The sequence below is a fragment of the Veillonella ratti genome (assembly GCF_003992115.1).
Taxonomy (GTDB): Bacteria; Bacillota; Negativicutes; order Veillonellales; family Veillonellaceae; genus Veillonella_A; species Veillonella_A ratti.
Genome location: NZ_RQUX01000001.1, coordinates 51832 through 69568 on the forward strand (window position 1 = coordinate 51832; position 17737 = coordinate 69568).

The following is a 17737-nucleotide window of genomic DNA, read 5'->3' on the forward strand; positions in this document are numbered from 1 at the left end:
TAATAAAATATATGTGATGTTACACAGAGGAGATTCCCATGCTATCAGAAGAACGGCAATCCTTAATTCTCGAACGGTTACGGACTAAACGGGCCGTTACCGTACAGGAGTTGGTGCAAGACCTTGATTCCTCAGCGGCCACGATTCGCCGCGATTTAACCGAACTCCATCAGAAGGGCTTACTACAAAAGGTGCACGGTGGCGCTGTGAGTTGCGATGTGGACTATTTCACCACCGAACCCGATATGTCGACGAAAGCCAATTTGTTTACTGATAAAAAAACGGCGATTGCCCAAGCAGCAGCCGCTCTCATTGAAGAGTACGACTTCGTCTTTATCGATGCAGGCACCACAACGGAAATGATGTTACCTTTTGTAAATGCTAAAAATGTAACCTTTGTCACAAACGGCACATCTCATGCGGCGGCTCTGGCAGCCCGTTATCGTCGTGTCATTCTCCTTGGGGGGCAGGTAAAAGCGGTTACCGGTGCCATCATTGGCGACACAGCTTTACAACAATTGGATGTTTTTAATTTTACCAAAGGCTTCTTCGGTACCAACGGCGTCAGCATTAAAGGCGGTTTCAGCACACCGGATCCGGCCGAAGCAGCTATCAAAACCAAAGCTATTCATAAATGTCATCGCGCTTACGTACTTTGTGATTCGTCAAAATTTGATAAAATATCGTCTGTTACGTTTGCCCCACTGGAAAGTGCAACGATTATTACAACTAAAGTAAAAGGTGCTTATCATAACTATACTGAAATTAAGGAGGTAGAGCCATGATTTACACGGTTACTTTTAATCCGTCCCTCGACTATGTCATGCGCGTTAACGGCTTTGAAGCAAACGGCGTTAATCGCACCTATGAAGACTTCATCGTAGCCGGCGGTAAAGGGATTAATGTATCCATTATGTTGCGTCATTTAGGCCACGAGAACACAGCCTTAGGCTTCATTGCCGGTTTTACGGGCGATGAAATCGTTCGTCAACTGCGTGAAGAAGGTTGTGACGAAGCCTTTATTCGACTTGAAAAAGGGTATTCTCGAATCAATGTAAAATTAAAGAGCAATGGTGAAACAGAAATCAATGCTCAAGGTCCGGTTATCACCGAAGAAGCCATGGCTAAGCTCTACCAACAGCTTGATACTTTGCAAAGCGGTGATACCTTAGTTCTCTCCGGCAGCATTCCCAAGGGACTTCCGGAAACAACCTATCGTGATATCATGGAGCGCCTCAGCGCTCGCAATATTCGCATCATCGTCGATGCCACCCAGGATTTACTCATGAATGTACTCGATTTAAAACCGTTTTTAATTAAGCCGAATCATCACGAATTAGAAAGTGTATTCCATACAAAATTTACAACGGAAAAAGACATCATCGAAGCCGCCCGCCAATTACAGGCCAAAGGTGCCCAGAACGTCCTTGTATCAAGAGCCGCTGACGGAGCCGTATTAGTTGATGCTAACGGCGAGGTACGAACCAGCCCCGTACCGAAAGGCAAACTCGTCAATTCCGTAGGTTCCGGTGATTCCATGGTGGCCGGTTTCTTGGCCGGCTATATCGAATCGGATGGTCAATATGACAAAGCCCTGGCTATGGGCGTCGCCGCCGGTTCAGCGTCCGCCTTTGAAGAGTGGCTCGCAAATCGTGAACAAGTAGAAGCATTATTGGAGAAGGAGTAATATCATGAAAATTACGGATTTACTACAGAAGCAATCAATTCAATTGAACGCCCATCCGACCAACAAAGATATCGCCATTCGCCAACTGGCCGAATTGATGGATGCAAGCGGTAATTTAAAAAACAAAGAACAGTACATCAAAGATGTATTAATTCGTGAAGAATCCGGCTCCACCGGTCTCGGCATGGGGCTTGCTACCCCACATGCTAAAAGTATCGGCGTAAAAGCACCGGGTCTGTCCGCTATGACGGTGCCTAAAGGCATGGACTTCGAAAGCCTGGACGGCGAACCAACCCGCCTATTTTTCATGATTGCCGCCCCGGAAGGGCAAGCCGATACCCATGTGCAGGTTCTTGCCAACTTAGCAACCCTCATCATGGATCCCGAATTCAAAGAAGCGCTCATCAAAGCGCAAACCGTTGAAGGATTCCTCGCTTTAATTGATGTAAAAGAAGCGGACCAATTCAAACCGAAAATGACAGAAACGGAAGCATTAGCTATTGTTGAACAAAACGTAACCACAGCCGCTACTGCTGCGCCTAACGCTAAACAAGCCGCTCAAGAACCGACAAAAGCACCAAAAGCAATGCCGCCTAAAGCTGCCGACGGCTCTTATCGCGTACTGGCAGTAACCGCTTGTCCTACCGGCATCGCTCATACCGCCATGGCCGCTGAAGCCTTAACCCGCACAGCCGCTGACATGGGCATCACCATTAAAGTAGAACAAAACGGTGCGGCCGGCGTAAAAGATGCCATCACCGCCGAAGACATCAAAAATGCGGAATGTATCATTGTGGCAGCCGACAAGAGTGTTCCTATGGCGCGTTTTAACGGCAAACCACTCATTCAGGTAAAAGTAGCCGACGGCATCAATAAAGCCAAAGAATTGTTGGAAGAAGCCACGTCCGGCAAAGCCGCCATCTTTGAAGCAGGCGAAGAAAAAGCCGACAAAAATGCCATTACCGCCCAAGATAGTTTTGGGCGTCAGATTTACAAACATTTGATGAACGGCGTATCCCATATGTTACCGTTCGTTATCGGCGGTGGTATCCTTATTGCCCTCGCCTTCTTATTCGACGACTTCAATCCGGCTGACCCAAGTAAATTCGGTTCCGGTACGGAACTGGCTGCCTTCTTCATGAAAATCGGCGGTGCCTCCTTCAGCTTCATGTTACCGGTCTTAGCCGGTTTCATCGGCATGAGTATTGCCGACCGTCCGGGCCTGGCCGTCGGTTTTGTCGGCGGTTATCTCGCCAATGCAGGCGGTTCCGGTTTCCTTGGCGCCCTTTTGGCAGGTTTTGTGGCCGGTTATCTCATGCTCTTATTAAAACGAGTTTTCTCCGGTTTACCACAATCTTTGGAAGGTATCAAACCTGTTTTACTCTATCCGGTATTGGGGGTACTCTTCATGGGTATCATCATTACCTTTGTTATTAACCCACCTGTTGGTGCTCTCAACGAAGGCTTGATGAATGCCTTGAAGAGCATGGATACCAGCAGCCGTATTGTTATCGGCATCATCTTTGCCGGCATGATGGCCGTTGATATGGGTGGTCCGGTAAATAAAGCGGCTTATGTAATCGGCACCGGTCTTCTCGCTACCGGCGAATACGGTGTTATGGCGGCCGTTATGGCCGGCGGTATGGTGCCTCCATTGGCTATCGCCCTTTGCACTACGTTCTTCCCTAATCGCTTCACTCCGGCTGAACGTAAATCCGGTATTACCAACTATGTTATGGGCTTCTCCTTCATCACCGAAGGGGCTATTCCATTCGCCGCAGCCGATCCGGTTCGCGTAATTCCATCCTGTATCATTGGGGCCGCTGTAGCCGGCGCTTTATCCATGGCCTTTGAATGTACCTTGCGTGCCCCACATGGCGGTATTTTCGTAGTACCTACCATCGGCAACCCGCTCATGTACTTATTGGCTATCTTAGTGGGCTCTGTTGTAACCGCTTTATTATTGGCTATTTTGAAAAAACCGTTGAAAGCCTAATATCCGGCCAATAGACAATAACTTTATGCATAAAATTTTTACACACAAAGCCTAACCCTTATAAAAATACCCCTGAGTCCTATGGATTCAGGGGTATTGCCATATTGCGTATTAAGTTTCAATCTCACTTGATCATTAGTCAAACTTAACTATTTTAAGCTTTATGAAAACTCTATTTGTTCAATTCTTCACGGATACTTGCCACTGAACGACGCAAGAGCCAATCAGTATCGTTCGAATCACCTACCACAAAGGTATGCTCACCAAATTTTTCAAAACCGAATTTAGCGTAAAATTTCTGAGCTTTGTAGTTATGTTCCCACACGCCGAGCCAAACATAATCACAGTCCGTTTGGGTCGCTAATTGCAGCGCCTTTTCAAAAAGAAGTTTGCCAAGGCCGAGTCCTTGGCAATCAGCCAAAACGTAAATACGCTGTACTTCAAAACCATGTGGCAATTCCTGCTCAGTTTGCGCACGGCCTACATTCACTTTCAAAAAACCGACCGGCTGGCCGTCTACTACGGCAAAAAAGTGTTGTGATTCGGAATCATTTAGCTCTGCTTGTAACGTTGCTTCCGCCAATGAGGTATTAAAATAGGTGTCGAATTCTTCGTCAGTGTACTCATCCCTAAATGTTTCTGAAAATGTTCTCATCGATAAGTCACGCAGTATTTTCACATCGTCCGTCCCAATCGGCAAAACTTCAATATTCATAGCATCTCCCGCTCCTTTTTCATGTATAATATATCCGCTTTATTATAAAACATTCTCACCCTATTTTCAAACGACCGAACAATAAAACATTGCAAGCATGCGCCGCCTGTGCTATAATCACGTTAGAAAATTCAGGGGAGCTTATGAACGTAGGCTGAGAGGAAGTCATCAAACTTCGACCCTTATACCTGTACGGATAATGCCGTCGTAGGAAGATGTTATAGCGACTTTCTCACGGAGGCACCGTATTGGTGCCTCTGTTTTTTTTATGCTGTCTGTCAAAACAGACCGACTGGCGGGGGAGCGCCCGACAGTTGTCATTACAGCGAAGGAAAGCCGTGTTCCGGCGTGAGAGGAGACCAATAAGTCTCGACCGCTACAGGAGTTTGTAATGAACGAATCTACCAGTAATGTAAAAAAAGTAACCATGGCCAGTATTTTAGTGGCCGTAGCCGTAGTAGGCAGCACCTTTTCGTTTCCCGTTGGCATCAGTAAATGTGCCCCCGTACAACATATGATTAACATTCTTTGCGCCGTATTATTGGGTCGCTATTACGGGGTGGGCGTAGCCTTTTGCGCCAGCACTTTGCGTCTCGTTACGGGCCTCGGCAGTGTACTCGCCTTTCCGGGCAGTATGTGGGGTGCCCTCTTGGCCGGAATTGTCTATAATCGTACCGGCAATCTATTCTTAACGCTCTTAGCCGAAGTATTTGGTACCGGCATTCTTGGCGGTCTTTCTGCCTACCCGCTGGCCATCATCGTTTTGGGTAAATCGGCCGGTCAAATTGCGTTTTATACCTATGTGGTTCCTTTTTTGATTTCTACCATAGGTGGCTCCCTATTGGCAGGGATTTTGCTCTATACATTACGCAGCACCGGAGCCTTAGCGCAATTAAAACAGCATCAGTAGGTCTAATCTATAGTCCACGCCTAAGCCCCTGTTGACGCCTCAGCATTGCTGAGAGCGCCGATTGTCGGTTGGCCGCCTATGATACCCTGATGCCGGAGAAAGGGTATTCTATGAGTACAACTACTTCTGAAACGAAATTATTATCTCACGGTCTTTTGTGGTTTGGCGCCGCCTTATCCATTGCCGAAATTTTTACAGGCACACTGTTCGCGCCCCTCGGGTTTGAACAAGGTGTTATCGCCATTTTGCTAGGTCATATTATCGGCGGTTTTCTATTTTTCTTAGCCGGTCTCATCGGTGCCAATACGCGCCGCAACGCGATGGAAACCGTTCGTATCGGCTTTGGCCGTCAAGGGGCGTCAGGCTTTGCCTTGGCCAACGTACTGCAATTAATCGGTTGGACTACCGTCATGATTATTACCGGCGCCGCCGCTACCAATGCGATTTTACCTTGGGGTACTGCCGTTTGGTCTCTCGTAATCGGCGGTCTCATCATTCTTTGGCTCGTCCTCGGTTACAGTAATCTTACCCGTTTAAACCTCGTAGCCGTAGCACTCTTATTCTGCCTTACCATTTGGCTCAGTTTCATTATTTTTGATCCGTCCTCAGCCGTGGCCGGTGCTTTACAGTTAACGGAAGACCAAGGCCTTTCCTTCGGTGCCGCCGTTGAATTGGCCGCTGCCATGCCGTTATCGTGGTTACCGCTCGTATCTGACTATACACGTACAGCCAAACGCCCCGTAGCGGCCACTGTAGTGAGTACCTTAACATATACCATTGTCAGCATTTGGATGTATGTTATCGGTCTTGGTTCCGCTATTTATGCCGGTGAAACAGACATTGCCGCCGTTATGTTAAAAACGGGGCTCGGCCTCTGGCCTTTATTAGTTATTATCTTTGCCACCGTAACGACGACGTACCTCGATGCGTTTTCCGCCGGTGTCAGCTTTGTCAGCATTTTCCCGAAATTGTCTGAAAAAACAACGGCTATCAGCCTCACGGTACTCGGCATTGTATTAGCCATTTTAGTACCTATGACAGAATATGAGAACTTCTTGTTCCTCATCGGTTCGGTTTTCACGCCCATGATCGCGATTCTCTTTACCCAATACTTTCTCCTTAAGCAGGATGCATCTGGGCGTAAATTTTACCTTCCCAACCTGATTCTTTGGTTAGTCGGGTTTGTCTTATACAGAAATGTGATGACCTATGAAACACCTTTGGGAACCACATTCCCGGTTATGATTGTCATTGCAGTTCTGACATACATCGTCGGCCGTTTTACCGGTAAAATTCAAGATTAATAAAAAAGAGCTTTGAGTCATTACTGATTCAGAGCTCTTTTTTAGTCCTTATTTCCGGCAGACCTTATTTATATTAGCCTAAATTTATATTTTTCTTGGCACAAATTTACTTTACACTTGCTTAAATAATGGTACATTTCACCCAAATATCGAATTTCTATAATTAGTTTTAAAAAAATCGATATTTTATATATACACTGCTCTCGTTCTATGCTATACTGAATTTGCAATAATAAGTCGGTATTAAACTATCATAAATCATAATGACCGACAACTATAAGTAAACAGCCAAAGTGGCTGTGTATATGTTTTTAGACAGGGGCGTATATCCATGAACGATTTTTTAAGAGGTTTTAAAGATTTTGCATTGCGCGGCAATGTAATTGACTTGGCAGTCGGTGTTGTTATCGGCGCTGCTTTCGGCAAGATTGTATCTTCCTTAGTTAGTGACATCATCATGCCGCCAATCGGCTTACTTTTAGGCGGTATCGATTTCTCCGATTTCTTCATCAGCTTAAACGGCCAACAAGCAGCTACTTTGGCTGAAGCTAAAGCAGCCGGTATTCCGGTTATCGCTTACGGTAGCTTCTTGAATGCGGTAGTTCAATTCCTCATCGTAGCATTTGCGATTTACTTAGTAATCAAACAAATCAACAATTTATATCCTAAAAAAGAAGCACCGGTTAAACCAATGCGTACTTGCCCATTCTGTAAACAGGACGTAGACGAAGAAGCAACGCGTTGTCCGCATTGTACTTCTGAGTTGGCACCGGAAGTTAAAGCCAGCTAATTGGCCATCCTAAAAAATCCCACATTATCGAAGAGCTTGCCTCGTAATGGACAAAGAGAGCGACGGACTTAACAGTTCGTCGCTCTCGCTCGTTCTAAATATTAATAATTATTTTTCACCTTCACTAATGCTGTCCATTAATTTAATGTACTCATCCTTAGTGAATACAGGTTTGTAATTATCCTGCACTTTCTTAGCCCCTTCACCGTCGCCATATAGCAAGTCAACAATGGTCATGGCCAAAGCTTGTGCAGTTTTGGTATAGGCTACTTCCGGAATGGAAATCTTGTAATTGGCACCGTGAAGAACACCTTCAATACAGCCGACCCACGGATGAATAACCGGTATAATATGCGCTACATCGCCCATATCCGTACTACCGGCCATGTGTTCCCCTTGAATTACATTAGCCTCGCCAAATAACGGAATTGAGTTTTCTTTTAAAAACTCATTCATAGTGGCATCATTACGCATCGGCAAATAGCCCGGTAAATCATTGATTTCACAAGTTGCACCAACTGCATCGGCACCGGCCTTAAGAGCGCGGTTAACGCGTTTATTAGCCGCTATCATGGCCTCTACATTGGCAGCCCGCACATAGCTTTCCATAGCTACATAATCAGGCACTACATTTACTAAGCTGCCGCCACTGTTAATAATCGGATGGAAGCGTACATAGTCGCTTTCTTTGAAAGTATCACGAATGGCATTGACTCCCATAACCCCCATCATAGCGGCTTGCAATGCATTGACACCTTCGTGAGGGGCGCCGGCCGCATGAGCCGCTTTACCGTGATAATTGATCAACTTACCGATAAAGCCATTCGATGTAGAGCCCAAGCCCATTTCACCGCCTTCGGTGTGCGCTGTTTCCACATGCATTTGCATAGCCATATCAATATCGTCAAAAGCGCCTTCATAGATAAGCTGCTGCTTGCCGCCTAAATACTTAATTTTGCCTTCTTCACGCAATTTATTGCGATAGTCAATTTCTACATATTCTTCAGCCGGTACGGCAAAAATAACAACTTCACCGTTTAATTCCGATAAAACCCCTTCTGCCTGTAAACCGATGGCCACAGCCAACATATTGGCAATCTGCACATTATGACCGCAACAATGAGCCGCACCGGTCACTTCATCGGCACGCGGATGTTTAGGGCAAATGATGGCATCCAATTCACCAATCATGGCAACGCGATACGCATCGCTTTTACCTTTTAAACGCCCCTTCACCCCGGTCAAAGCATGGCCGGTCGTAAATGGAATATTCAACTCTGTAAACAACTGCTGTACCAAGGCCGTTGTTTTATTTTCTTTATAGCCCAATTCAGGGGCGGCCATAATAGTTTCGGCAATTTCCATTAATCTTGGCATCGCCTTCTCAATGGCTGCACAGACTCGTTCTTTTACTTCTATTTTAGTTAATCCGCTCATGTTAAATTACGCCCTCCCAATGTAAAACTACTTGTGCTACTAAAGCGGCACAAACGAAGGTCCCTGCCGCAACGGCTAAGGCAACCGGAACAATACGCCATGACAATTGTTTAAAAGCGCCTAAATCCTTGCCCAAGGACAAACCGGCATACGCCAATACCGGTGTTGTGGTGGCTAAGAAGGTAACCTCAGCCGCTTGTTTGGTAATCCAGTCACTACCCGGTACGCCCGGAATCGATAAAATAACGCCTAAAATAGAAACCCAGAATACCATCGGTAATTTTTTAAATCCCGGCAAATACGAAAGCACGGCACCGGCAAAAGCGATACCGGCCAATACAAAGCAACCTACCAAACTCGGCCCGAAGGCATGCTTGCCGTCTAAAATATTACCGGCCGCTGTAATCACAGCCGCTATAATAACAACTACCAAGAATTGGATTATTTTTTCCTGTAAGGTCATAGTTTTTTCCGTACTCATTAGCGCACCTCCTCAGAATCATGACGTAATACACGGGCACAGAAGCCGTATAAGCGTTCCATAATCGGCAACGAAACGAATAAACTGAAGTATACGCCCACAACACTGGTTAATAAATTGGCAGCGCCTGCCATAGCCATAATTTCACGTTCAAATTCAGGATGTACTGCCACGATGGATCCGGTGGCAGCCGCCATCATACTGGCACTACCGATACCGGCACCCATAGCGAGTGCTATCGGATGAAACCAGCCTAGTTGAGCAATCATGCCGGCCAATACGGAAATCCACATAGCACCAAATAAAGTACCGCAAATGTACATGCCCATAACGCCGCGACCTTCCGGTGAATGGAATCCGTAGCGGTCAATAATAATCGCCACATTAGCTTCACGGTCAATAGAGTAACAAGCCCCTACCGCTTCACGACGCATACCCACTAAGAGGGCGATTGGCAGACCGAGAACAATGGTTCCGAAGAAGTGACCCAACTCTTGTAAAATCAAAGCCCAACCGGAATTCATTATAATATGCAAATTAGGCCCGATGCCAAGACCAATTTTGGTCATCAAAATCATAATTGAAATATTCAGGTAGTCAGTAGCGGCTACCATTTGCTCTTCCGTAACAATCTTAAGCTTAGGAATTGAAATAACAAGACCAATTACCAAAGAATATAACAGTGGCAAAAATACAACAATGCCGAATTTTTGGATGCCTATCCCCTCCGCCACCAACGTAATCAGCAAACACAGCAGATGAATCTTCCAGTTTTTTAATAATCCCATAACCTTGTCCTCCAGAAGAAAACAAAAATACACATAAAAACTACACATTCCAATTATACGCTATAAATCATATTTTGGCTTATATTATTTTGTAATGGTACTTGATAAATTTGTAATAGTTCTTGATAAGTCTAAAAACAAAAACAGGTAATAATGCACGCATTATTACCTGTTTTAACTATTTATTTATTTTTTAAATATATAATTATCAATTTTACAATTCTCCCTTATGTTTTCTGTGACAATCGGGATTTTATAAAATTTTTATTAATAATTTAAAATAAGCCTGTACGTTTACCGTAATGCTTGGAGTCGCCGTTTTGTTTCCAGCCAACCATATCACCGATGGACATAACACGGCGAGTCAAACAATCCTTACATTTATCGGCATTATCGTCTACGCAAGGTTTGTTATCGTAGAGTAAGTACTTGGCACGGTGTTCCGGAATCGTAATAATCGGCATCAAAATATTGGCGCCGGCCGCAAGACCTTTTTCACGCCCCAGTTTATCGAGGGCCTGTAAGGCTGTGGTAGCCGCGATGTTAACGTCTTTTAAGAATAAACGGGTCAACGCAATCATCTTGAGCCCCAGCTGAATACGGCGTTTTTTGCCCGCTTCATCATCAATCCCCATGGCCAATGCTTCTTGACCGAGCGGCGTGTCATGATGTACCACATATGGTCCCATACCGATCATGTCAATATCCATATCGCGGTAGAAGAGAATATCGTTTACCAAATCTTCTTCCGTCTGATGAGGCAGACCGATCATAACCCCGGTGCCTACCTGGAAGCCCACTTTACGGAGGCTCTTTAAGCAGTTTACACGCGTTTCAAAGGAATGCAATTCATCATTCGGATGGATTTTCTTATATAATTCCGGATTACTTGTTTCAATGCGGAGCAAGTAGCGACTGGCACCCGCTTCCACCATGCGGCGATAACTTTCTTCCGTCTGCTCACCCACGCACATGGTAATCCCCAAGGAGCCGTCGCCGATAGATTTAATTTCACGAATTAAGTCTACTACATAGTCTATAAAGGCCGCATCACTACGCTCACCGGACTGCAAGGTAATGGAGCCGTACTCATGGTCATAGGCCCACTGCGCCATTTTGATAATATCTTCGCGCTTCATATCAAAACGTTCGGTCTTATCGTTCTCACGACGAATCCCGCAATATTCGCAGTTTTTCACACAGCGATTAGAGAACTCAATCAAGCCGCGGTAATACGCCATTTTATCAACATATTTCGCCTTAACTTCATAGGCCTTTTTATAAATAGCCTGCAAATCGTCTTCGTCGGTGACACTCATTAAAAAGCGTAATTCATCGACGGTCAACGTGTCATTGCCGACCAAATCTTTCTTAAGTATATCTTGTACTGTCATTTTTTGAACTGTCATATTCCTCCATTTATTCCGAACGACGATACGCCACGGTAAGCGGCTCCGTAAGCTCCGCCGGAAGATTAGTATCTTTTACAAAACCATCCAATTCAGCGGGCAAATCAGTCCATTCGGTTAATTCATGAGCAATCATATAATGGGCGAGGCGGCCGCGCATCTGTTTTGACGATGTGCTGAGCTGTTTCCACACGCCCTGTTTTAATTCTAAAAACTCAACCGTCACCATATGAGGATGAGTCACTAATTTTGAATATTCCTTGGATGCCAAGTTCAAAAGCCAATCTTCCTGCTGAAAATAGGTCGTTACCTTATCGGTCCAGCAATCATAAAGTGATTTGGCTTCTTTAAGGAGCTCTTCAGCTACCGGCTCAGTTACCACGTTTTTGGCAAAAATCCGATCTACCAAGTCCAACCGATAATCCGTAATCGGACTCTGTGGCGTTACTATACCATACAAACCGGATAAAATACACACATGGTCATTCCCGAAGGCCTGTGCCTTTTCAGATAAATCCTGCCAAGCCAAATTTTTAAAAGCTAAGCCGGAATAACTGAACGCCGCTGCCCCTTCCGGAGCTGCTTCGTAGTTTTGATAAAAAGCGGCCAGCGCCTCTGCCATATCCGGCTTTACCTTTAGAGCCTTAACGATGGCTTCGGAGCTCAATGTTTTCATATGCGCCACGATGGCTTCAGTCATGGCTTTATCAAAAACCGGTGCGGTAGCCTTACCCTGTAAGGTTTTCGTTTTACTAGGAGACAGGAGTATTTTCATGTTTACTCATACCTGCATCTTCATGCATAGCTTCGTCTTCGGCTACTAACTGCGCCTGCAAGTCTTTGCTCCAAATCATCATCGGCAAGCCGACAACATACTTGGCTTTCATTTCCTTACACATATGAATGGCTTCGTTCATATACGGCGAACCTTCATCAATACCGTCAGTCAAAATAACAACATGACGATTCTTTAAATCCATGCCGGAATATACCATATGCTCACCATTGAAGAAAATCTCTTCAACGAATAATTTATCGTGCATAAACTCGTCCATACGGTGCAATATAATACGATCTAACAAAGCATTAGCCGGCGTCGAAACAGGTTCCGTAGTAGCAAGGCCTTCCGGCTGCAAACGAATAAATACAGTCTTTTGGTTATGACCTTTGCGGTACTCCAAAAGAGCCTGTTCCAAAGCGCCGTAGAACAAGAATTGTTCTGCCGGATCTAACGTATCACTCAAAAACATATCTATAACGGAGCCTGATTCGGCCGTTTTCAACTGTGCTGACAACTGAACCGCTACGTCTTCTACCACTTCTTCATAATCGGAATGTTTAACTTCTGCCATTACGCGATCCTCCTACATCAATACACTAAATCGAAACAGTCAAGCTTCTTTCTAATTCTAACCATATAATTATAGCATTTTTACCTAAAATATTCTATATCCTCCATGGACAATGCCACATAATATGTTTTTCATTATATTTTGCCAAAAATCAAAAGGACTTCCGCTGAATTTGCGAAAGTCCTTAGTATAACCAATATTGACAGTTACATTGACGCATCATGCATACACGCGGTCAATCCGTAGTAAACGATTACGCTTCAAACAAAAGATAAATATTCATCCCCGTCACCACGAGGCCGATAAGCCACAACATAACCGCCGTAGACGGTTTGTTTTTGTATTCCCCCATAACCTTGGCCGAACCGGTCAAGTAGAGCTGCAAGAAAATGGTAAACGGCAGTTGCAAACTGAGGAACATTTGTGAAACGAGGAGTGCTTTAAACGAGTCTTGAATGAATAAAATGAGTACGAGCGCCGGAATATAAGTAAGTGCGAGCCCGATGCGACTGTGTAAATCCTTCATATCATAGGATTCACCAAACATCCCCGCAAAAATACTGGCCCCTGCCATACCGGCCGTAGCCGATGAAGCAAGCCCCGCAAAGAGTAAGGCGATGGCAAAAATAACTCCCGCCGAAGGTCCGATTAACGGTACCAACAGCTCCTGAGCCTGTTCTAACTCTTCTACCATTACGCCTTGAGCAAAGAACGTAGCGGCTGCCAGAATAATCATAGCGGAATTAATCGCCCAGCCAATCCCCATGGACAAAATAGTATCCAAGAACTCATAACGCAAGCGTTTCTTCATAATTTCCGGATCTTTTTTATTGAACTCGCGGCTCTGAATAATTTCTGAATGAAGAAATAAATTATGAGGCATAATAACGGCCCCTAAAATACTTAAGATAACGAGCATCGATTCATTCGGCAACGTCGGATTTACCCAACCGAGTCCGGATGCCGCCCAATCTACATTAACCATGGAAAGTTCTGCCAAATAGGCTAAAGCAATGAGCGATACAAAGCCGGCAATAACTTTTTCGAGCTTACTGTACGAATTTGTCAACAGCATGACGGTACACACAATGGCCGTCAAAATAGATCCGATAAAAAGCGGAATGCCGAACAGCATTTTTAAAGCTATGGCCGCCCCGATAAACTCTGCCAACGCTGTGGCCGCAGCCGCCAGCCCTGCCGTACTCAATAAAGTGCGCGACAACCAACGGGGCAATGTTTCATAGGCACATTCCGACAAACAACGACCGGTTACAATACCCAAATGGGCCACATTATGTTGCAACAAGATGAGCATAATCGTTGAAAGCGTAACAACCCATAACAAACTGTAACCGAATTGGGCCCCGGCCGCTAAGTTGGCCGCCCAGTTCCCCGGGTCGATAAAACCGACCGTTACGATAATCCCCGGTCCAATGTAGCGGAAAACTTCCGAAACTCCCTGTTTGTGGACCGTATTTAATTTTTCTTTAATACGTGACAACATACCCTTCACCATTTCCTATCTTTTATAATCCAACGACACCGATTCACATACACTCATAATTACGGCTTGGATTTCAGCAAGGGTCCCCTTCCTGTCACAGTCCAAACACTATTGTGCAGCAGATGCACTTTCAGCAGCACTATTTGGATTTACCGGTTTAGCATCAGCATTGGCCTCGCCATTATTAGCCGCATCAGCTTGAGTTGCTCCCTGAACTACCGGACCGGACTGAGCCTGCGCGCCGGTCTCTTTATTACCGGATTTGCCTTGCTCCCGGGCAGCTTCTTTGTCGGCTTTAGCCTGTGCTTTCGCGGCTGCTTTATCAGCTTTAGCCTGGACCTTAGCCGCTTCTTTATCGGCTTTAGCCTGAGCCTTAGCGGCCGCTTTATCCTGTTTAGCCTGTTCTGCTTTTTCTTCCGCTTCTATGCGTGCACGATTTTCCTGAAATTTTTCACGCGATTTAGCCGCCTCTTCATCAGCCTGAGCAATCGCCTGTTTGCCTACTTTATCATACAAAGCATCCGGTGCTGCCACACCACTGCTCGAAATGACCACACCTACACGAGCCCTGGCATCACTGCGGCCTCGATTGTCAAAACGAAGGCGCACGTCGCCACCGGTTTGCACCTTGCTACTGTCCACTTCAAAATGCTTCATTTTTTCCGCAATTTCTTCACGGGTTAATGCCGGCTGTTGTCCTTGCGAAATAGCATCTTCGCCGCGTTTACCTTCGCGAATTTCTTGATCCCGATTATATTGCATCAAATCCTCACGGAATTCACTGTACAAACGAATAGCAATATTTTTATCCGTATCATTCATTGTCTCACGACGTTCCACAATATCAGCCACCAGTGGTGTCAATTCATAACGCGTATATACTTGCGTTCCCAAATTTAAACCTTTAGTATCAGTAAGTGCCCCATGCTTTTCGAGCGTCATTAACGCCTGATACGCCCAATCCGACGGCTTCACATCGGCCAGGCGATTATCGGCCTGACTGATACCTACAGTACAAACGGTACATAAACCGGCTACTAATAAAGCTTTTTTCCAATTCATGGTCAATCTCCTTATTTTCTTAAATTCATCAATATTATACCATGTTTTTACGAACTTTGCTATCATTGAAAGTCATTATCAAAATTAGTTAAAGTTATTCGCCTTTTCCAAAAAATTCTCCTGTTTCAGGCAAACATAGCTCTATCTTTTTCAAAAAAATCCTCCCATTTCAAGCAAATATGGTCCTAACAGCACTATACAAAATTCATTTCGGAATTTCATGAAAAAAGGCTTTTACCCAACATACTAATGTTTAAGTAAAAAGCCTTTTTTATCTATTCAACTGTTAGCCCTTACAATTTTTAACTTACACGGCACTCACAACAGCCGCTTTCATAGTTTTTACGTACTCCCCTAACGCTTCATCAGCCGCATCACCATGAGCTTCAATGATTTTTACAATAGCCGAGCCAACGATAGCCCCATCCGAAACGGCCGCCATAGCTTTCGCCTGTTCCGGTTCAGCAATACCGAAGCCGATGGCCACCGGCACATCGGTATATTTTTTTATCGTTTGCACTAAGCCTGCGATATCGGTAGTAATTTCCTTGCGCACGCCCGTTACCCCTAAGGAAGATACGCAGTAAACAAAACCTTTCGCATCAGATGCAATGCGTTCGATACGTTGTTCTGAAGTCGGGGCTATTAAGGAAATCACGGTAACCCCCGCAGCAGCAGCCACATCTTCAATTTCACCTTTTTCTTCGTAAGGCATGTCCGGTACGATGATGCCACGAATGTTAAGCGCTTGACAACGGGCAAAGAATTTTTCCGCACCATATACATAAACAGGGTTCAAATAGGTCATGAACACCAACGGAATCGTAACGGTTTCACGGACTTTTGCAACCATGGCAAAAATGGCATCCGTAAGAGCACCGCTTTTTAGCGCTCTTTGTGAGGCGCGCTGAATTACTTCCCCTTCAGCCACCGGATCGGAGAAGGGAATGCCGATTTCCACTAAATCGGCCCCCGCATCAGCCATAACCTTAATATAACGCGCCGTGGCTTCCAAATTAGGGTCGCCGGCAGTCAAAAATCCGATAAATGCTTTGCCCTTGGCAAAAGCTTGTTCTATTGCATAACTGTCTTGTTGTACCTTATTCATTGATGTCATACCCCCTGTATCGCGCCATAGCCGCTACATCCTTATCACCGCGACCGGAAATACAAATAATAATCGATTCATCACGGCCCATTGTCGGCGCCACCTTCATAGCATGGGCTACGGCATGAGCACTTTCAATAGCCGGAATAATGCCTTCGGTGCGCGATAAATATTCAAAGGCCGTTACCGCTTCTTCATCGGTAATCGGAACATAAGTAGCTCGACCCGTATCGTGTAAGTACGAATGTTCCGGTCCGATACCCGGATAATCAAGTCCGGCAGAGATGGAGTATACCGGTGCAATTTGGCCGTATTCGTTTTGCACGAAATAGGAACGCATGCCGTGGAAAATCCCCGGTGTTCCTTTTGCCAACGTAGCCGCATGTTCTTTCGTTTCGATGCCGAGGCCCGCCGCTTCACAACCGACCAACTTAACTCCTTCGTCAGGAATGAAATGATAGAACATGCCGATAGCATTGCTGCCACCACCGACACAGGCGAGCACCATACTTGGCAACTTACCTTCAGCATCCAAAATTTGTTCCCGCGCTTCCTTACTGATAATGCTTTGGAAATCGCGGACAATCATTGGGAACGGATGCGGACCTACGGCTGAACCCATGGCATAATAGGTATCATCCACCCGACGAGTCCATTCACGAAGCGTTTCACTGACTGCGTCTTTTAAGGTCATAGTCCCTGACGTTACGGGATGTACCTTCGCGCCTAATAATTCCATGCGATACACATTAAGGGCCTGACGTTCCGTGTCTTCTTTACCCATGAAAATTTCGCATTCCATGCCGAGAAGTGCCGCTGCCGTAGCGGCCGCAACACCATGTTGACCGGCGCCGGTCTCAGCGATGATACGTTTTTTACCCATTCGTTTGGCCAATAAAACCTGTCCCAATACATTGTTAATCTTATGGGAGCCGGTATGATTTAAATCTTCACGTTTCAAATAAATTTTGGCACCGCCCAAATCTTCCGACATATGCTTGGCATAGTACAAAATCGACGGCCGGCCCGTGTAATTCACCTGTAGTTCTTCCAATTCGGCCACGAAATCGGGGTCATTTTTATATTTATCATACGCAGCTTCTACTTCAAGAACGGCGTTCATCAAAATCTCCGGAATATATTGCCCGCCATGCTCACCATAGCGGCCTTTGCGTTGTACTTCACTCACAAAAC

Annotated in this window: 17 protein-coding genes and 1 riboswitch; of the genes, 6 read left to right on the forward strand and 11 right to left on the reverse strand. The window is 45.4% G+C overall.

Annotated elements, in window-relative coordinates:
• Nucleotides 1-38: 38 nt before the first annotated feature.
• Genes EO124_RS00265 through EO124_RS00275 form a run of 3 tightly spaced genes read left to right on the forward strand, consistent with a single transcriptional unit; the run spans nt 39 to nt 3683 of the window.
• Entirely contained in the window at nt 39-785 is a 747-nt protein-coding gene (locus EO124_RS00265; protein ID WP_127057818.1) for a DeoR/GlpR family DNA-binding transcription regulator, read from the forward strand.
• Entirely contained in the window at nt 782-1687 is a 906-nt protein-coding gene (pfkB, locus tag EO124_RS00270) for a 1-phosphofructokinase (protein WP_127057819.1), read from the forward strand. The genes EO124_RS00265 and pfkB overlap by 4 nt, the downstream gene beginning before the upstream one ends.
• Nucleotides 1688-1691: 4 nt before the next feature.
• Nucleotides 1692-3683, forward strand: a complete 1992-nt coding sequence (locus EO124_RS00275; RefSeq protein WP_127057820.1) for a PTS fructose transporter subunit IIABC — start codon at nt 1692-1694, stop codon at nt 3681-3683.
• Between the two features lie 172 nt (nt 3684-3855).
• Here EO124_RS00275 and EO124_RS00280 read toward each other — a convergent pair whose 3' ends face one another.
• Entirely contained in the window at nt 3856-4398 is a 543-nt protein-coding gene (locus EO124_RS00280; protein WP_127057821.1) for a GNAT family N-acetyltransferase, read from the reverse strand.
• Nucleotides 4399-4521: 123 nt separating this feature from the next.
• Nucleotides 4522-4629: riboswitch (TPP riboswitch) on the forward strand.
• A gap of 160 nt (nt 4630-4789) precedes the next feature.
• Here EO124_RS00280 and thiW point away from each other — a divergent pair.
• From thiW to mscL, 3 genes are all read left to right on the forward strand, one after another.
• The gene (gene thiW / locus EO124_RS00285) at nt 4790-5308 is read left to right on the forward strand and encodes an energy coupling factor transporter S component ThiW (protein ID WP_127057822.1); all 519 of its coding nucleotides are present in this window, start codon (nt 4790-4792) and stop codon (nt 5306-5308) included.
• 110 nt (nt 5309-5418) lie between these two features.
• The gene (cytX, locus tag EO124_RS00290; RefSeq protein ID WP_127057823.1) at nt 5419-6612 is read left to right on the forward strand and encodes a putative hydroxymethylpyrimidine transporter CytX; all 1194 of its coding nucleotides are present in this window, start codon (nt 5419-5421) and stop codon (nt 6610-6612) included.
• A gap of 331 nt (nt 6613-6943) precedes the next feature.
• Nucleotides 6944-7402, forward strand: a complete 459-nt coding sequence (gene mscL / locus EO124_RS00295; RefSeq protein WP_127057824.1) for a large-conductance mechanosensitive channel protein MscL — start codon at nt 6944-6946, stop codon at nt 7400-7402.
• A 108-nt stretch (nt 7403-7510) separates the two neighbouring features.
• Here the strand turns inward: mscL and EO124_RS00300 are convergent, their stop codons facing one another.
• The 10 genes from EO124_RS00300 to trpB form a co-directional block, all read right to left on the reverse strand.
• Nucleotides 7511-8839: an amidohydrolase gene (locus EO124_RS00300; RefSeq protein WP_127057825.1), complete on the reverse strand. Its 1329-nt coding sequence runs from the start codon at nt 8837-8839 to the stop codon at nt 7511-7513.
• Between the two features lies 1 nt (nt 8840).
• Nucleotides 8841-9320: a hypothetical protein gene (locus EO124_RS00305; RefSeq protein WP_241230629.1), complete on the reverse strand. Its 480-nt coding sequence runs from the start codon at nt 9318-9320 to the stop codon at nt 8841-8843.
• Nucleotides 9320-10108, reverse strand: coding sequence for a DUF3100 domain-containing protein (locus EO124_RS00310; protein WP_021842322.1), 789 nt, complete (start codon nt 10106-10108; stop codon nt 9320-9322). Before EO124_RS00310 ends, EO124_RS00305 begins: the two co-directional genes overlap by 1 nt.
• A gap of 275 nt (nt 10109-10383) precedes the next feature.
• A complete protein-coding gene (gene hydE / locus EO124_RS00315) occupies nt 10384-11502 on the reverse strand; it encodes a [FeFe] hydrogenase H-cluster radical SAM maturase HydE (protein ID WP_127057929.1) in 1119 nt (372 codons plus the stop codon).
• Nucleotides 11503-11527: 25 nt separating this feature from the next.
• Nucleotides 11528-12292 (reverse strand): YaaA family protein, encoded by a 765-nt coding sequence (locus EO124_RS00320; RefSeq protein ID WP_127057826.1) that lies wholly within the window; start codon nt 12290-12292, stop codon nt 11528-11530.
• A complete protein-coding gene (locus tag EO124_RS00325) occupies nt 12270-12869 on the reverse strand; it encodes a hypothetical protein (RefSeq protein WP_127057827.1) in 600 nt (199 codons plus the stop codon). Before EO124_RS00325 ends, EO124_RS00320 begins: the two co-directional genes overlap by 23 nt.
• Before the next feature lie 253 nt (nt 12870-13122).
• Nucleotides 13123-14373 carry an Nramp family divalent metal transporter gene (locus EO124_RS00330; protein WP_127057828.1) on the reverse strand — a complete coding sequence of 417 codons (1251 nt, stop codon included), beginning with the start codon at nt 14371-14373 and terminating at the stop codon, nt 13123-13125.
• Between the two features lie 108 nt (nt 14374-14481).
• Nucleotides 14482-15435, reverse strand: a complete 954-nt coding sequence (locus EO124_RS00335) for a hypothetical protein (protein WP_127057829.1) — start codon at nt 15433-15435, stop codon at nt 14482-14484.
• A 307-nt stretch (nt 15436-15742) separates the two neighbouring features.
• Complete coding sequence (trpA, locus tag EO124_RS00340) at nt 15743-16543, reverse strand: tryptophan synthase subunit alpha (RefSeq protein WP_127057830.1); 801 nt, start codon at nt 16541-16543, stop codon at nt 15743-15745.
• Entirely contained in the window at nt 16536-17732 is a 1197-nt protein-coding gene (gene trpB, locus EO124_RS00345; RefSeq protein ID WP_127057831.1) for a tryptophan synthase subunit beta, read from the reverse strand. The genes trpA and trpB overlap by 8 nt, the downstream gene beginning before the upstream one ends.
• Nucleotides 17733-17737 lie beyond the last annotated feature (5 nt).

Excerpts from the sequence above, each read along its gene's own strand:
- EO124_RS00305 (WP_241230629.1), bottom strand. The coding sequence starts at position 9,320 with ATGAGTACGGAAAAAACTATGACCTTACAGGAAAAAATAATCCAATTC.
- pfkB (WP_127057819.1), top strand. The coding sequence starts at position 782 with ATGATTTACACGGTTACTTTTAATCCGTCCCTCGACTATGTCATGCGC.
- EO124_RS00335 (WP_127057829.1), bottom strand. The coding sequence starts at position 15,435 with ATGAATTGGAAAAAAGCTTTATTAGTAGCCGGTTTATGTACCGTTTGT.
- cytX (WP_127057823.1), top strand. The coding sequence starts at position 5,419 with ATGAGTACAACTACTTCTGAAACGAAATTATTATCTCACGGTCTTTTG.
- EO124_RS00275 (WP_127057820.1), top strand. The coding sequence starts at position 1,692 with ATGAAAATTACGGATTTACTACAGAAGCAATCAATTCAATTGAACGCC.
- EO124_RS00330 (WP_127057828.1), bottom strand. The coding sequence starts at position 14,373 with ATGTTGTCACGTATTAAAGAAAAATTAAATACGGTCCACAAACAGGGA.
- EO124_RS00280 (WP_127057821.1), bottom strand. The coding sequence starts at position 4,398 with ATGAATATTGAAGTTTTGCCGATTGGGACGGACGATGTGAAAATACTG.
- trpA (WP_127057830.1), bottom strand. The coding sequence starts at position 16,543 with ATGAATAAGGTACAACAAGACAGTTATGCAATAGAACAAGCTTTTGCC.
- EO124_RS00320 (WP_127057826.1), bottom strand. The coding sequence starts at position 12,292 with ATGAAAATACTCCTGTCTCCTAGTAAAACGAAAACCTTACAGGGTAAG.
- EO124_RS00325 (WP_127057827.1), bottom strand. The coding sequence starts at position 12,869 with ATGGCAGAAGTTAAACATTCCGATTATGAAGAAGTGGTAGAAGACGTA.
- EO124_RS00310 (WP_021842322.1), bottom strand. The coding sequence starts at position 10,108 with ATGGGATTATTAAAAAACTGGAAGATTCATCTGCTGTGTTTGCTGATT.
- EO124_RS00300 (WP_127057825.1), bottom strand. The coding sequence starts at position 8,839 with ATGAGCGGATTAACTAAAATAGAAGTAAAAGAACGAGTCTGTGCAGCC.
- thiW (WP_127057822.1), top strand. The coding sequence starts at position 4,790 with ATGAACGAATCTACCAGTAATGTAAAAAAAGTAACCATGGCCAGTATT.
- hydE (WP_127057929.1), bottom strand. The coding sequence starts at position 11,502 with ATGACAGTACAAGATATACTTAAGAAAGATTTGGTCGGCAATGACACG.
- mscL (WP_127057824.1), top strand. The coding sequence starts at position 6,944 with ATGAACGATTTTTTAAGAGGTTTTAAAGATTTTGCATTGCGCGGCAAT.
- EO124_RS00265 (WP_127057818.1), top strand. The coding sequence starts at position 39 with ATGCTATCAGAAGAACGGCAATCCTTAATTCTCGAACGGTTACGGACT.